The 14,235-nt window shown below is 66.1% G+C and carries 15 protein-coding genes and 1 pseudogene; 7 read left to right on the forward strand and 9 right to left on the reverse strand.

Going from position 1 to position 14,235, the window contains the following annotated elements; translation table 11 throughout:
- Positions 1-46 precede the first annotated feature (46 nt).
- Positions 47-3,721: an AsmA-like C-terminal region-containing protein gene (locus I6F17_RS26190; RefSeq protein WP_225190451.1), complete on the reverse strand. Its 3,675-nt coding sequence runs from the start codon at positions 3,719-3,721 to the stop codon at positions 47-49.
- Between the two features lie 133 nt (positions 3,722-3,854).
- Complete coding sequence (locus I6F17_RS26195) at positions 3,855-5,084, reverse strand: cytochrome P450 (protein ID WP_036037420.1); 1,230 nt, start codon at positions 5,082-5,084, stop codon at positions 3,855-3,857.
- A gap of 131 nt (positions 5,085-5,215) precedes the next feature.
- Here I6F17_RS26195 and I6F17_RS26200 point away from each other — a divergent pair, with 131 nt between their 5' ends.
- Entirely contained in the window at positions 5,216-5,827 is a 612-nt protein-coding gene (locus tag I6F17_RS26200; RefSeq protein ID WP_128263106.1) for a TetR/AcrR family transcriptional regulator, read from the forward strand.
- An 84-nt stretch (positions 5,828-5,911) separates the two neighbouring features.
- Here the strand turns inward: I6F17_RS26200 and I6F17_RS37800 are convergent, their stop codons facing one another.
- Positions 5,912-6,046, reverse strand: a complete 135-nt coding sequence (locus tag I6F17_RS37800; RefSeq protein ID WP_276573290.1) for a hypothetical protein — start codon at positions 6,044-6,046, stop codon at positions 5,912-5,914.
- Positions 6,047-6,112: 66 nt separating this feature from the next.
- The gene (locus tag I6F17_RS37805; protein WP_276573291.1) at positions 6,113-6,238 is read right to left on the reverse strand and encodes a hypothetical protein; all 126 of its coding nucleotides are present in this window, start codon (positions 6,236-6,238) and stop codon (positions 6,113-6,115) included.
- 371 nt (positions 6,239-6,609) lie between these two features.
- Here I6F17_RS37805 and I6F17_RS26205 point away from each other — a divergent pair, with 371 nt between their 5' ends.
- From I6F17_RS26205 to I6F17_RS26215, 3 genes are read left to right on the forward strand one after another with little or no spacing between them, the layout of a single operon-like run.
- Positions 6,610-6,876 (forward strand): hypothetical protein, encoded by a 267-nt coding sequence (locus tag I6F17_RS26205; protein ID WP_225131701.1) that lies wholly within the window; start codon positions 6,610-6,612, stop codon positions 6,874-6,876.
- Complete coding sequence (locus I6F17_RS26210) at positions 6,869-7,165, forward strand: hypothetical protein (protein WP_036006516.1); 297 nt, start codon at positions 6,869-6,871, stop codon at positions 7,163-7,165. Before I6F17_RS26205 ends, I6F17_RS26210 begins: the two co-directional genes overlap by 8 nt.
- Before the next feature lie 58 nt (positions 7,166-7,223).
- Positions 7,224-7,502, forward strand: a complete 279-nt coding sequence (locus I6F17_RS26215; protein ID WP_036037411.1) for a DUF1488 domain-containing protein — start codon at positions 7,224-7,226, stop codon at positions 7,500-7,502.
- 101 nt (positions 7,503-7,603) lie between these two features.
- Here I6F17_RS26215 and rpsU read toward each other — a convergent pair whose 3' ends face one another.
- Positions 7,604-7,879: a 30S ribosomal protein S21 gene (gene rpsU / locus I6F17_RS26220; RefSeq protein WP_025038058.1), complete on the reverse strand. Its 276-nt coding sequence runs from the start codon at positions 7,877-7,879 to the stop codon at positions 7,604-7,606.
- Between the two features lie 429 nt (positions 7,880-8,308).
- On the opposite strand from rpsU, the gene I6F17_RS26225 reads away from it, so the two are divergent.
- The 3 genes from I6F17_RS26225 (at position 8,309) to I6F17_RS26235 (ending at position 9,129) form a co-directional block, all read left to right on the forward strand.
- Positions 8,309-8,518 carry a cold-shock protein gene (locus tag I6F17_RS26225; protein ID WP_036006545.1) on the forward strand — a complete coding sequence of 70 codons (210 nt, stop codon included), beginning with the start codon at positions 8,309-8,311 and terminating at the stop codon, positions 8,516-8,518.
- 95 nt (positions 8,519-8,613) lie between these two features.
- Positions 8,614-8,856: a transcriptional regulator gene (locus I6F17_RS26230; protein ID WP_225131702.1), complete on the forward strand. Its 243-nt coding sequence runs from the start codon at positions 8,614-8,616 to the stop codon at positions 8,854-8,856.
- Positions 8,857-8,907: 51 nt separating this feature from the next.
- A complete protein-coding gene (locus I6F17_RS26235; protein ID WP_036006506.1) occupies positions 8,908-9,129 on the forward strand; it encodes a hypothetical protein in 222 nt (73 codons plus the stop codon).
- A gap of 45 nt (positions 9,130-9,174) precedes the next feature.
- Here I6F17_RS26235 and I6F17_RS26240 read toward each other — a convergent pair whose 3' ends face one another.
- The 4 genes and pseudogenes from I6F17_RS26240 to I6F17_RS26260 form a co-directional block, all read right to left on the reverse strand.
- Positions 9,175-9,411, reverse strand: a complete 237-nt coding sequence (locus tag I6F17_RS26240) for a hypothetical protein (protein ID WP_225131703.1) — start codon at positions 9,409-9,411, stop codon at positions 9,175-9,177.
- 247 nt (positions 9,412-9,658) lie between these two features.
- Positions 9,659-10,003 (reverse strand): hypothetical protein, encoded by a 345-nt coding sequence (locus I6F17_RS26250; RefSeq protein ID WP_225131705.1) that lies wholly within the window; start codon positions 10,001-10,003, stop codon positions 9,659-9,661.
- A gap of 107 nt (positions 10,004-10,110) precedes the next feature.
- Positions 10,111-12,695 (reverse strand): annotated as a pseudogene (locus I6F17_RS26255) (EAL domain-containing protein).
- 156 nt (positions 12,696-12,851) lie between these two features.
- Positions 12,852-14,147: an MFS transporter gene (locus tag I6F17_RS26260; RefSeq protein ID WP_225131725.1), complete on the reverse strand. Its 1,296-nt coding sequence runs from the start codon at positions 14,145-14,147 to the stop codon at positions 12,852-12,854.
- Between the last annotated feature and the right edge of the window lie 88 nt (positions 14,148-14,235).

Raw genomic sequence — 14,235 nt, forward strand, 5'->3', positions numbered from 1 at the left:
CCGGGCATGATGAGCATCGGCAACGGAGCGCTTTAGATAGCGCTGTCTACGGATTCTGCGGCGTCAGCACCAGCGGCGGCTTCGGCCTGGGTTTGGCGGGCGGCGGGCCCGGGGCGGGCTTCACGTCGATGGCTGGAGGGAGCGGCGCGAGCTGCTGGCTCGCGAGCGGCGGGCTCGTCAGTGAAGGGCTGGGCGCGGCGGGCGCGGCCTGCGGAGCTTTCGGGGTCGGCGCCACCCTGGGCTTTGCCGGCGCGCGGCGCGGGTCCTGGCCCGGCAGCGGCACGTTGGGTGGCGCCTGCTCGGTCGCTATCTCTGGGGACACCAGCGTCGGCAGCGCAGCGGTGGCCGGCGGCGGCTCGCCGCGCTCGATGGCGTCGAGCCGCCGCGTCTCGCGATCGATCGTGCGCACCGCAAGCCATGACGACAGCGGTGCGAGGTCGATGGTACGGCTCAGCCTGTCGGGCGGGCCTGCCGCAAACAGCTGGATCTCGGGCGGGGCGCCGGAAAGCCCGGTCATGATCGGCGTCAGGCTGGCGCGGATGTCGGCCTGGTCCGCCGGAATGTCGTAGCCGCCGGAGACGATGGCGCGGGCGTTCTTCGCTTCCAGCGGCGTTGCGCCGATGCGCAGGCGGCCGTCGCGGATCGTGAACGGAATCTGCGCCGAGGGCACCGCGATGCGCCCCGCCGACAGCGCGGGCTCGACGAGCTGCCGCAGCCGGTTGTCGTCATTGACCTGGCCGCCGTCGCTGGCGCGGATGGCGATCTCGAACGCACGCGGATTGAGGCCGGCGATCTCGGCGGATTCGAGCGTCACCGTGCCGTTGCCGGCGAGCGCACCCGTCAAGGCCGCGACGCTGCGGCCCTGGCTGGTCAGCGCCACCTGCACCGAGGCGCGTCCCTTGGGCAGGGCGAGGTCGCGATAGCGCAGCGCCGCCGCATCGACATTGCCGAGCTCGATGCGCGCGTTCAGCGCAAGCCCACCCGCGCCATTGCGCGCGTCCAGGCTTGCGGACATTTCGCCGCCGCCGACCCCGCCCTTGAGCGCATCGAACGCAAGCGACTGGCCGTCGCTCCGGATCGTGCCGCCGAAGGGGCGGAGCTCGATGCCGCCGGGCAACATTCCGCGTAAGGCCTGGAAGGCGATGCGGCCGCGCCAGCCGCTAACCAATCCTGCGCTGAGCGGCTCGCCGGACTCACGACCTGCTGCGCCGACGGCGATTGCGAGCGCCGGCGCCAGATCGAGCGAGTCGAGACCGACCTCGCCGTCGATGCTCTTGTCCTGACCGAGCGTCACCGAAACATGGCCGCGCAGATGCGAGCCCGCGGCATTGCCGTCGAGATCGCCGAAGGTCAGGCGATTGCCGGAGAGCGTGAGGCGGGAGGACAGGCTGACGTTCTGCGCCGACTTGCCGGCCGGGCTGGTCCCGAGCAGCGGCGCCAGATTGGCGTTGCGCACGCGCAGGTTCACGCTCGCCTTCGGTTCGAACGATTTGGGCTCGAACGATTTGGGTTCGGACGTTTTGGGCTCCGACCATTCGACGCTGCCTTGCGCGTCGGCATCGAGCCCGCCGCCGCTGAGCTTTGCGTTCAATTGCGAGGGACGGCGCCAGGCTCCGCTCAACCGTCCTTCGAATTGCGAGGCGCCCTCGCCCGCGGCCACGATGCGGTCCAGCCCCAGCAGTGCCAACAAGGCGCCGGCCTGCGGCGCCGCGACCTTCGCGTCCAGCGTGAAGTCGCTGTTGCGCAGGCGTTCGAGGTCGATACCGCCGATGGCGGCCGCCGGCGTCTGCGCGGCCAGGGTCGCCGTGGTCTTGAGCTGCGGTGCGTCGAGGTCGAGCACGACACGGGCATTGCTGCGATCGGCATGCTCGGCGTTCTTGTCGAGGCTGAGATCGAGCTTGAGACGGGTCGCGCCGGGCAAGGACGGGAGCGCATCGAGGCGCGCGCGCAGCGCGGGCGCGAACGGCTCGACCAGCGCGGTGAGCTCGCGCAGCGAATTGGCCGAGGATTTCAGCGCGAGCTTGCCGGTCGTCTTGGTGCGGTCGAAGCTGCCGCTCGCCTCCGAGGTCACGCCGCCGCCCTGGCCGAAGCGCAGCTGCTCCAGCGACAGCGACGCCGGGCTGTAGGCGAGCCTGGCTGCGAACGGCCGCAGCTCCTGGCCGGCGGAGATTGCGCGGCCGATATCGAGCGAGAGCTTTGCTTCTTCCGGCCATTCGCCTTGCGGCCCCGCCAGCGCGCGCACGAAGCTCGCGGCGGCATCGAGGTCGAGCCGGTCGGCCCTGAGGTCCGCATCGATCCGCGAGCCCTTGCTTGCGCCTGTCTGCACGAAGACGATGCGGCCTTCGACGGCGCCGCCGTCGATGTCGGCCTTCAGCCTGTCGATGGCCAGATGATTGGCGGCGATGGTGACGTCGCCGGCAAGACGCAGGGGCCGCGTGCTGCGGCGGGTGATCTCGCTGCGGCCCTGCAGCCAGGCCACCAGCGTGTCGGGATCCGGGGATTCGACGCTGAGCCGGCCGCTGAAACTGTCGGCGCCGGGAGCCGCGCCATTGAGCGAGACCTGCGTCATGCCGGGCGCGCGCAGCTCGAGCCGCCGGAAGGTCCAGGACCGGCCGTCGGTCGCAAGCTCGGTCGCGATGTTCTGAAGCGGACGGCCGCCGAGCATGATCTGATCGGCATTGAACTCGATCTGAGCCGGGATCGGCACCTGCGGGATCGCCGCCAGCCCTGCGCGCAGCGCCGGCAGGACGCGCTGCGGATCGGCATCATCCTTGGCGGTCAGCCTGTCGGCATCGACCTGCCGCGCCGACAGCACCGCGCGCAGCAAGGGCGATTCGCCAAACCTGAGATCGCCGACGCCGCCGAGCTTCAGCGCGGTGTCCTCCGGGCCGAAGCTCGCGTCGATCTGCTCCAATTTCGCGCCGGCCGGATCGGCCTTGAGCCTGGTCGCAAGCTTCCAGGGCGTCGGTCCCGCCTCGCCCGCCTTCCTGGCCGCGGGCATGGCGAGGGTCAGCGCGCCCTCGAATTTCGGCTGGCGATTATCGAAGGCGAGCACGCCCTCAAGATCGGCGAGGATGGCGCGCTCGCCGGGATCGATGTTGAGGTGGAGACGGGTGGCGCTGCCGTCGGCGCTGGGACCGGAGGAGACGCGGAACGGGTAGCGCACGCCGCGCGCGGTGAAGCTGCCCTCGCCCCGCACCGAGCCAGCGAGCGAGCGCACGTCGCCGGAGAAGGCGATGTCGTTTAATTCCAGCGTCGAGCGGCTGGCGGCATCGTGCAAGGCGATGCGGCCGGTGAGGTTCAGCCGCTCGATGGCGAGGGAGGCCAGGTTGAAGGTGCCGCTCGCGGTGGAGGGTAAATCGACCCGTCCGCGCGCGTCCAGACCAAGATCGACCGCCATGCCGCCGACCGAAAGCTCGGTGGCGCGCCATTCGCCGCGCATCAGGGAGCCGAGGCTGAACTCGACATCGAGCTTGTCGGCGCGCAGGCGGCCGAGATCGTTGTTGCCGCCGAAGGTGACGCCGCGCAGCCGCAGCGTCGGCGCCGGCAACAGCCGCGCATCGAGCTCGCCCGCCACCCGCACCGGCACGCCGATGATCTTGCCGGCCTCTGCCTCGAACTGGGGCCTGAACTGGTTCCAGTCGATGTAGTAAGGCCCGATCAGCGCGGCCAGCAGCGCAATGATGAAGGCAATCGCCAATCCGAGCAGCGTCGTCTGCACGGGTCTCCCCTCGGCCAAACCGGCCTGGGCCGAAGCTGAGAGCCTCAGGCGCGCCGGAACAGCCCCTTATATAGGGGGAAGTATGGCGAAGTCACAGCGACTGTTGCGCGCGGAGGTTAACGCGCAAGCCCCCTCACCAGCTCGCCGGCAGCCGCCTCAGCCCGCGCAGCACGAAGGTCGGCCGCCATTCCGGGGTCTCGATGTCGTCGATGCGCAAATCCGGCAGCCGCCGCAGCAGCGTGGCGATGGCGATCTCGGCCTCGATCCGCGCCAATTGGGCCCCCAGGCAGAAATGGATGCCGCCGCCGAACGACAGCGGCTTGACGTTCGCCCGGGTGACGTCCAGCCGGTCGGGCCTGTCGGGGTAGACCGCGCCATCGCGGTTGGCCGAGCCGAGCAGGCACAGCACGGTCTCGCCCTTGGGGATCGTCACGCCGCCGAGGTCCTCGATCTCCTCCAGCGTGACGCGCCCGGTCATCTGCACCGAGGAATCATAGCGCAGGAACTCCTCGATCGCGTTCGTCATCAGCTCCGGTTTCGCTTTCAGGAGCGCAAGCTGATCCGGGTTGCGGTGGAGCGCGAGCAGGCCGTTGCCGATCAGGTTGACCGTGGTCTCGTGGCCTGCGCCGAACAGCAGGATGATGTTGGCGGTCAGCTCCTCGTTGGTGAGCTTGTTGCCGTCCTCCTCGGCCTGCACCAGCTGGGTGATGAGGTCGTCGCCGGGATTCTTGCGGCGCAGCTCGAACAGCTGCTGGAAATACATCTGCGCCATCAAGTTGGCGGCGTTGCCCTGGCGGATCTCCTCCGGCGAGAGCGGCACGGGGTCGAGCAGCCGTCCGCCGTCGCGCGAGCTCTTGTAGAACACTTCGCGATGCTCCTCGGGGATGCCGAGCATGTCGCAGATGATGGTGACGGGCAGGCGGAAGGCGAAATCCTCGATCAGGTCCATGTGGCCGCGCTCGATCACGGCATCGATCGCCTGGTCGACGATCTCCTGGATTCGCGGTCGCATGTCCTCGACGCGGCGGGCGGTGAAGGCCTTCACGACCAGGCCGCGCAGGCGGGTGTGGTCCGGCGGATCGGCTTGCAGCATCCAGTAGCTCATGCTGCGAAACACCGGCTCCTTCATGATCTCCGGGCCGTAGCGGCGCGTGGTCCGTTCGACGAAATCCTTGCCGAAGCGCTTGTCACGCAGCACGAGACTGACCTCGGCGTGCCGGCTGGCGACGTACTGGCCGAAAGGCGTCACGTGGATCGGATCGACGGTGCGCAGCCGTTCATAGTGCGGATAGGGATCGCGGATGAAATCCGGCGAGAGCGGGTTGAACAGCGGTCCGCCAGCGGGTTGCACTTGCTCGTTCATGGTGACCTCGGATCGGTTGCCGCACGACACGCATACGCAAGGCTGCCCCCATCGCCCAGCGTAACCATCCCTGTAAATTATCAACTCGATACATTGTTGTATCGAGTTGCATTCTGCCCTAAGCTGCGCCGATGTCAAGGGTGAGAACCAGGCCGACCAGGGACGACACACGCGAGGCGCTGTTCGAGGCGGCCGCGCGCGTGTTCGAGGCGGACGGCATCGGCGGCGCCAGCATCGAGGCGATCGCGGCGGCGGCGGGCTTCACCCGCGGCGCGTTCTATTCGAACTTCAAGAGCAAGGACGAATTGATCATCGCCATGCTCGAGGACCATGTCGCGCAGTCGATCCGGCGCAACATGGACATCCTGGCGCAGCACGACAATCTCGACGACTTCATCGCGGCGTTGAAGACGATGGACCGCAGCCGCCAGGATCCGCTCGGCCGCTCGCCCCTGCTGCACATGGAGATGATCCTGTTCGTGGCGCGGGCCGAAAAGCGCCGCCCGGAACTTGCCAAACGCCTGCGCGCGCGGCGCAGGCTGGTCGCCGACATCATCGAAGCGACATCGAAGAGCAACGGGCGCAACGTCAATCTGAACCCGCCCTGGATCGCCTCCGTCGTGCTCGCGCTGGAAGACGGCTTTCGCCTGCACCGGCTGATCGACCCCGAGACGACGCCCGCCGACAGTTTCCTGCGCGCGATCACGGATCTCCGGCGCCGGACGGGACTGGCCCCGGCCTAGCGCAGCACCGACTGTCTCCACAGCGTCATGGCCGGGCTTGCCTTGCTTGGGCTGTTTCACCGCCTGCTCGGCGACAGCTCCTCGTTACTTCTTCTTTGCGGGTCCGAAATCCGGTTGCCAGGCGACTTCCTTGCGGGACGGGGCCGCGGCGATCACCTTGGCCTTTTCCTTCTTCGGCTTCTTGGCTTCGCGGTTGCCGCGTTGCTGGCCCTTTGCCATGTCGCTTTCCCTTGTTGGTTTGAGTTCGTCGAATTCATTCGGCTGCAGGACACGGCCGCGCGGAGTTCAGACCCTGACGTCCATGTAGCCCTCGCGCAGCAGCTTTTCCGCGAGACGCAGCGCGACCGTCGCAGTTCCGCGGCCGAGATTGGAGCTGCCGTATTCGTTGGTGCCGCTGACCAGATACGGCACGCGTGTTGTCCTAGCCATTGATGACCGCAGCGGCGCACACGAGAAGCAGAAGAAACAGCGGAACGATCACCGGCGGCACGATCCATTCCGAGATGCGGACACGCGACATCGAACGCCCCTGCGAAGCCTTCGGCGGGAGCACACGTGACCCTCAGTCACCGGTCGATGCCGTTGATAAGCGCGGTGATGGCAACGAGCCTACGCTCACGCCGAACCAATAGCGAGCAGTAAATGCGCCACGGGCTCGGCCTCGCACCGTCGCAACCAGCGTTCGCCAGCGTGCAGACGATAGTGCTGGCTATTGCCGCGCCAAAGGCGCATGGTCGCAGCAGCCGGCACCGGTGGGGCTTCACTTGCGAAAGGCAGCGTGCATGACCATCCGCTCGCGGCGAGAGACCGTCATCTTCAGACATCCGTTCCAAATCCGCGGCGTCGCGCGCATCTTGCCGGCGGGCGCTTACGAGGTCGTCACGGATGAGGAGACGATCGACGGCTTGTCTTTCGCCGCCTATCGCCGGATTGCCACGATGATCACCGTGCCCGCCGAAGGCGCGCGCGGTACCGTGGAGGTATTGTCGATCGGCTCTGTCGATCTTGCTGACGCGCAAGCAGCGGACGCGAGCATCGCCAGTGAATGACCGGCCCGTCGATCTCGACAAGCACCGTGGCATGGCCGCGCAAAAGGCCACCGACCTGCGCCGCGCGTTGGGCGAGGTCGAGGCCCATGCCCGGGAGCTGCGCGAGCGCGAGGCCGATCTCGAGCACCGCATGATGACGGTGCCCGCGGCTTCCTGGCAGGAAGCCGCGGTGAAGGCGCGCCATCTGCTCAACCTCTATGCTGCAAGTCTTCCGGCAGAGGACACGCGCCACCGCGCGCTGGTGTCGGCGCTGTTCGATGATTTCGCACGGCTGTCCGGGGACGGCTGAGCCGAGCGACGGCCGCCTGCATTCATGCCGGCGCGAGCGACGGGCAATGGAGTAGGCCATGACACTGACGAGCGGCCGCTTTATCGGCCATGAGTACGAGCGGATGATCGTGCGGTTCTCGATGCATGACGGCGCCCGGGAGATTCCTTGCGCGATTTCGACCTCGGCGATGGACGATCTCGAGCAGGGACCGCAAGTCAGGCCCGAGCAGCGGGAAGCCCAGTTCGCCCGTCTACGCGATCGCATCGAAGCATGTGCTGCGAGCAAGTATCGCGCCACAGAATTCGAAGGCACTCCGCCGGGCATCGTGCTGCGAGGCATCGATTTCAGGCGATAGGATCTCGGCCTAGTGAAGACAGCCCGCGAAGCCTGGTCGAGCTTTTCTGCTGCGTGATGCCTGACGCGGCATGGCGTGAGATCCGGAAAAGCAGATCGTTGCTACTCCGGCCTTGCCTTGATCTCCGGCAAGGGCGGCTTGCGTTCGAAAGGCTTCTTTTTCGGTGGCGCGGGCAGCAGTCCCTCCCTGATCGCCTGCTTGCGAGCCAGCTTGCGAGCGCGGCGAATGGCCTCGGACTTCTCGCGGGTCTTTCTCTCCGACGGCTTTTCGTAGGACCGTCGCTGCTTCATCTCCCGGAAGACGCCCTCGCGCTGCATCTTCTTCTTGAGAACGCGCAGTGCCTGCTCAACATTGTTGTCTCTGACGAGTACGTGCAATTGATCCTCCTGGCTCGGGCTGCGAATGCGACACGTCCTGCAGCGCAGCCAATTGCGCAGGAGCTTCATTGCGATGTGTGAGGATAGTGAGCCGCGACATTGGTCGCGGCTTCGGACGAGCCGATCTGCTTGTCACGGCGAGCAGCTTGGTGGCGTCACGTGACCATTGTCGTGCTGCGCTGTCAATCGATAACGCCTTGCTCGCAGATCGATGGACAAGCGCCGCGGAACAGAAGAAGCGGCATCGCAGCAAACAAACTGGCTTCGCTCCTTGCAAATGCGCGAAAGTTGTATATATTGAAGTTGTTCGATTAGCCGCTGTGCCTTGTTGAATGCGCCCGCGGGCTCCTTTTCCAAAGACATCGACGAAGTTGAAGGTAACCGCGCGATTGTCGCGCGGGATGCGCTCGCGCGCTTTGGAGAAGAAAAATGACGACAGGTACAGTCAAGTGGTTTAACGGCCAAAAAGGCTTCGGTTTCATCCAGCCAAACGACGGTGGCAACGATGTGTTCGTTCACATCAGCGCCGTTGAAAGGGCTGGGCTTGCCGGTCTCGGCGAAGGCCAACAGGTCAACTTCGAGATCAAGACCGACAAGATGCGAGGCAAAGCCAGCGCCGAGAACCTCTCGCTGGCTTGAGATCGTTGCGCCGTTTCACGGATGTACTGAAACGGTTGCATTGCCCGCTCAATCCCAGGATTGAGCGGGTTTAGTCTTTGCGGATCGGGTGAACGATGAGCAGCAAGAGGCCGGCAGAGCCGTCACCCGAAAGCATTGCGCGTTCCGATCGCAAGCGCCTGGCCGCTGAAGAGGGCGCGCGGGCATTGGAGGACGTGGAAAGGCAAGCCATCGAGGTTCGCAAGAACATGGCCCGACTCCGAGAGGCGCGCCAGGCTAGGGAAGCTGTCGATGCAGCTCTTCGATCGACTTTGCCGGTGCCCAAGCTCAAGAAGCGGACAAGGAAGCTGGCGCGATAGCCGTCTTCAACGCCGCCGGCGAAATCTGAAGTGCCGATCCCATGCCGGAGAGTGCAGATCGTGCCTCGCATAAAGCCAGATCACGGAACCATCACATTCTTTCTCGCGTCCGGCGCAAATCGGCAGATGTGCCGGCTTGCAACGACATTCAACACGCAGAAGCAGGCCTTCAGCTATCTACAGAAGCATCGCACGGAGTTCGAGCGCATGGCGCGGGCGCGCCTGGCTTCAGGGGAGCTTGAGGAAGGCATTGTCGTGCTTTCGATGCTCTAGCGTTACACGCGAGCGCGAGCACTCTTGACGATCTCATTGGCCATCTCAATTGACCGGCCTGACTTTCTCGTAGACGAATGTCGCTGTCAGGACAGGACCATCCGCATCCCGAACATTGATGGCAAGGCCGTCGCTGCTGGCGAGCGGCTCGCGCTGTTTGGCAATGTCGGCAAGAGACATCGCCGCCTCGATCTCCGCGGCCCGCCGGCTGGCCAAATCGAGACCTTCCTCGTCTACGACGAGCGCTTCACCATCCCAGATATCAAAGTAGAACTGCGGCACTAACTCGTCCTCTCGGACCGTTCTCGCCGTTCAGCCTCCCTTGCCAACCGTTCAGCCTTCAGTCGCTCTCGATTGTCGTGGAAGACCCGTTCTGCTTTCTCATAGTCGGTCGCGGGCTTCGTCGCGGTCTGCTTGAAGAGCTTGTTCGCCTCGGTCGCTGCACGCGATTGGGAATGCCGTCGCATTGCTCGTCCTCCTATCGCTGGTGACTAGAAGTCCGCCGCTGTCGGCGGCTTTGTTGTCCGCCCTATTCCGGGATCGGCTTGCTGCGCCTGGACCGATCTATTCGTACCCGATCGAACTCCTTGGGTCCATCGAGCAGATCGCGCTTGCGAATTGCTCTATCCTCCGCCGTCGTCGTTGTGTCGCCCATCCGATCGATCGCATCGCCGGCCATCTTGCGAGCGCGCTGCTTCTGGCGATCCGGATCGGCGCTCACCGCAAGCCCCAGTTCCACCAAGCGGCCGATTGCCTCGGACAGGCTGGGCCTGTCGCTCTGACAGGCCATCCATGCCGCGATCGCCTTGAGCTGCGGTTGTGAAGGTCGAAACCCTGCCGCTGCTGCGGTGGCGCTGCTTTCCGCTCTTTTCATCGGGCTCGTGCAGTGTGCAAACAGAGTATCGCGCGGCGTCCCCTGACGGAGACCAAGCCGCCGGTCGCTGATGCGTTCCTACCGTTGGGCAATATTACTCAAAGCGGCTACGCCGACCGCTTCACGGCAATCTCGCCCTGGGCCACAAGGTCCAGCCGCCCCAGCATCGCCCTCGCCTGCTCGGCGCAATGCTCGATCAGCCAGCGCTCGAAGGCGACCGGCGGCAGCGGCGGTGCGTAGAGGAAGCCCTGGACGATGTCGCAGCCGAGCTCGGCCAGCGTGTTGCGCTGCCCCTCGGTCTCGACCCCCTCGGCGACCACGCTCATGCCGAGGCCCTGGCCGACCCGGATCACGGCGGTGGCGATCGCGAGCGCGCCAGCGTCACGCTCGATGTCGCGCATAAAACTGCGGTCGATCTTGAGCTCGCGGATCGGCAGATGCGCGAGCCGGCTGAGGCTGGAATAGCCGGTGCCGAAATCGTCCACCGAGAGGCCGACGCCGAGCTCGCGGATCGCGTTCATCGTCTCCAGCGCCGCGGCGCCGTCCTGCATGAACGCGCCTTCGGTGATCTCCAGCATCAGCGCATCCGGCGGCAGATCGTGCTCGGCCAGGATGTCCTTGAGCCGCGCGGCCAGCGTGACGTTGCGGAAATTGATCGGCGACAGATTGACCGAGACGCAGGGGATGTTGAGCCCGGCGCGGCGCCAGCTCGCCATCTGACGGCAGGCCTCGCGCACGGACCACATGCCGATCTGCTCGATCAGCCCGCATTCCTCGGCGAGCGGGATGAACTTTGCCGGCGAGACGTCGCCGAGCACGGCATCGCGCCAGCGCGCGAGCGCCTCGACGCCGTGGATCGCGCCGTCGCAGCTGCGGATCTGCGGCTGGTAGCTGAGGCTCAGCACACCTTCCGCGACGGCGCGGCGCAACGCCGCGATCAGCGCCAGCCGCTGCTCCGCGAGCACGTTCATCTCGGCACTGAAGAGGCGATGCGTCGAGCGTCCGGCCTGCTTGGCCATGTACATGGCGGCGTCCGCCTGCTGCATCAATGTGTCGATGTCGGTGGCGTGATCGGGATAGAGGCTGATTCCGATGCTGGCGGACATCGGCATCAGCTTCGATCCAAGCCGCAACGGTGCGGACAGGGCCTCGGTGATCCCGGCCGCGATGCGCTCAGCGGCCTCGGCATTGCGCCCCGGCAGCAGGATGACGAACTCGTCGCCGCCGAGCCGTCCCAGCATGTCGTCGGGACCGATCTGCTCGCGCAGGCGCTGCGCGAGCAGGATCAAGAGCTCGTCGCCGGCGGCGTGGCCGAGCGTGTCGTTGACGTCCTTGAAATGATCGACGTCAAGGAAGGCGAGCGCGACATGGCCTCCGGTCGGACAGGCATTGATCGCGGTCGTGATCAGGTGGCGCAGCTGCGCGCGGTTCGGCAGGCCGGTGAGCATGTCGTGATAGGCGAGCCGCGCGATTTCGGCGCGCGCCTCCTTGCGCTCGATCGCGAACGCGCCGAGGTTGACGCAGGCATCGACGATCTGGCGGTGCCATCGGCTCGGCGCCCGCGGTTCGCGATAATAGAAGCCGAAGGTGCCGATGACCCGGCCGTCCTTGGCCTTGATCGGCGTCGACCAGCAGGCGCGCAAGCCCACTTCGAGCGGCCGCGCCTTGTAGGGCTGCCAGCGCGGATCGGCATCGATGTCGGCGACCAGAACCGGAATGCCGTAGAAGGCTCCGGTTCCGCACGTGCCGACCTCGGGACCGATCGCGATGCCGTCGAGCGAACGGGAATAGTCCTCGGGCAAGCTCGGGCCGCCCAACGGATGGAGCAAGCCGGCGGCATCGACGTGCAGCAGCGAGCAGACGACGCCGGGCGCGATCTGCTCGACACGGCGGCACAGCCGATCGGCAATCTCGGTGATCGGCGCCTCGTCGGCGAGCGCCGCCATGATCAGTTGCTGCAGCGAGCGCAGCTGCCGGGATTCGGTGATGTCCTCGAGCAGCGCGAAGATGTGCTTGACCCGGCCTTTCTTGTCGCGGAAGGCATCGATCCGGGCAGAGACCCAGATCTCCTCACCATCCTTGTCGTAGACGAGCACCTCGGCCTCGTCGCGCTGGCCGCCATGCATCAGCCGCTTGACGAGCTTCGCAATCGCCTTGCGATCGGTGTGGCGGCCGGCAATGAGCTCGCCGGCGCGGCGGCCTTCGGCCTCCTCGCTGGTGTAGCCGAACAGCGCCGTGAACGCGGAATTGACGTAGACGATGTTCTGCTCGACGTCGGTGATGATCACCACGCGGTTGGTCTGGTCGGAGACCGCGTGGAGAAGTGCGATCCTGGCGCGGCGTTCGGCATCGAGGGTGACGTCGCGTGCGAACACGATGTGATGGGTCGCGCCGTCGACCGTCGCCGACGACATCGCGATCTGCGCCTTGATCCGGCTGCCGTCGTGCCGCACGAGGCTGATCTCCTCGCGGAAATCCGCGGTCGCGCCGGCCTGGAGACATTTGAGAGTGAGGACGGCGGCATCGCGGTCGAGCACCTCGGCGGCGGCGAGCTTCCAGATCCGTTCCGCGGCGGGGTTGAAATGGGTAATGCGATGCGCTCATCGACGATGACGATGCCATCGTCGGCGCGTTCGAGCGCGGCGCGCAGCACGTCAGGAATTTCAGTCGCAAGGTGATCGGAGGCGGGCATCGTCTGGACCAGCGGCATCGGGAAATGCGGCAATCGGCGAGAGGTTAACGCGCCGATGGTGTCCAAGACGTTTTTGCAATTCCGGCGCGCTGCGCCAAGAGGCGGCATGATTAACGCTTCGCGAAAACGCCGAAGGTATCTTGAAGCGTACTGGAGCTATTCGGATGCCGTTTTGAGCTTGTGCAGCCGACCGGCCACGGCCCTCACCTTGCCCGGCGCCGCCCGCCAGATCGCGAGCGCCGACACCCCGCTCACGACCATGGCGAGGGCGAAAGCGAGCGTGTAGTCGCCGGCGCGATCATAGAGAACGCCGGTCAGCCACGGTCCGGCCGCACCGCCCGCCAGCGCCGCGAGCATGATCGTGCCGAAGATGCTGCCCTGGTGCCTGCCCTGGAAGATCTCGAACACCACCGCGCCCATGATCGAGGTGAGGCCGTAGCCGAGCGCGCCTTGCGTGAACACCATCAGGTAAACCAACCAGAGCGAAGCTTGATATTTCAGCGCGATCAGCGCGGCGAAGCAGACGACGAAACCTGCACAGCTGATCGCCCACACCCACTCCCGGCCGATGCGGTCGGAGACGTACCCCAGCACGATCTGGCCGGGAATGCCGAGCAGGCTGACCATGCCGAGCGCCCACACCGCAACGCCGGGGCTGAAGCCGACATCGAGCAGGAATTTGGTCTGGTGCACCTGCACCGCGTACCAGATGTACAGGCCGCAGAAATAGCCGAGCGCGATCCACCAGAACCGCGCGGTCGCGACGGCGCGCCGCAGCGTCCAGTCGGTGTTGACCCAGACGTGATCGACCACGTTGGAGACCGGGCTTGCCGCGCCTGCGGCGGGGGCGGCATCGCCGTCCGGCTGGAGCCCGATGTCCTCGGGGCGCTTGTGCAGCAGCAGGTTGATCGGCGCCAGCGCGATCAGGACGAGCAGGCCCATCGCGGTGCAGGCGGTGCGCCAGCCGGTCTGCTCGATCATGTGCTGCACCCATGGCAGCAGCGTCACCGAGCCGATACCGACGCCCGCGAAAGCGATGCCGATGGCGAAGCCCCGCTTGCGGATGAACCAGTTCGGCAGGAACAGCGACTGGCCGGAATAGCCGAGACAGACGCTGCCGGCCCCGACCATGACGCCGATGGTGACATAGAGGTGCCACGGCGCGCTGGTCAACGGCGCCAGCAAAAGGCCGCCGCCCATCAGCACGACCCCGAGCTCCATCACCGCGCGCGGGCCGGCGCGGTCCATCAGGCGGCCGATCAGCGGGCTGACCACGCCCGACACCACGAAGCCGAAGGAGAAGGCGCCCGCCGTGACGCCGCGCTCCCAGCCGAACTCGGAAATGATGGGCGGAAAGAACAGCGAAAACGCGGTGCGCGCGTTGACCCCGATCGCCATGGTGACGAAGGTCACCGCGACGACGATCCAGCCGTAGAAGAACGGAAGCCGCATGTTGTGTGCTTGTTTCATCCCTAGACGGTTCTTCGGACCATCCGGGGATGTCCGGGTCAAGCGCTTTTCGCGCATGCCTCTTGAGCGG

It is taken from the genome of Bradyrhizobium sp. NBAIM18, from assembly GCF_020193825.1.
In the GTDB taxonomy this organism is placed as follows: domain Bacteria; phylum Pseudomonadota; class Alphaproteobacteria; order Rhizobiales; family Xanthobacteraceae; genus Bradyrhizobium; species Bradyrhizobium yuanmingense.

Excerpts from the sequence above, each read along its gene's own strand:
- I6F17_RS26250 (WP_225131705.1), bottom strand. The coding sequence starts at position 10,003 with ATGAAAAGAGCGGAAAGCAGCGCCACCGCAGCAGCGGCAGGGTTTCGA.
- I6F17_RS26260 (WP_225131725.1), bottom strand. The coding sequence starts at position 14,147 with ATGCGGCTTCCGTTCTTCTACGGCTGGATCGTCGTCGCGGTGACCTTC.
- I6F17_RS26195 (WP_036037420.1), bottom strand. The coding sequence starts at position 5,084 with ATGAACGAGCAAGTGCAACCCGCTGGCGGACCGCTGTTCAACCCGCTC.
- I6F17_RS26225 (WP_036006545.1), top strand. The coding sequence starts at position 8,309 with ATGACGACAGGTACAGTCAAGTGGTTTAACGGCCAAAAAGGCTTCGGT.
- I6F17_RS26215 (WP_036037411.1), top strand. The coding sequence starts at position 7,224 with ATGACACTGACGAGCGGCCGCTTTATCGGCCATGAGTACGAGCGGATG.
- I6F17_RS26205 (WP_225131701.1), top strand. The coding sequence starts at position 6,610 with ATGACCATCCGCTCGCGGCGAGAGACCGTCATCTTCAGACATCCGTTC.
- I6F17_RS26230 (WP_225131702.1), top strand. The coding sequence starts at position 8,614 with ATGAGCAGCAAGAGGCCGGCAGAGCCGTCACCCGAAAGCATTGCGCGT.
- I6F17_RS26200 (WP_128263106.1), top strand. The coding sequence starts at position 5,216 with ATGTCAAGGGTGAGAACCAGGCCGACCAGGGACGACACACGCGAGGCG.
- I6F17_RS37800 (WP_276573290.1), bottom strand. The coding sequence starts at position 6,046 with ATGGCAAAGGGCCAGCAACGCGGCAACCGCGAAGCCAAGAAGCCGAAG.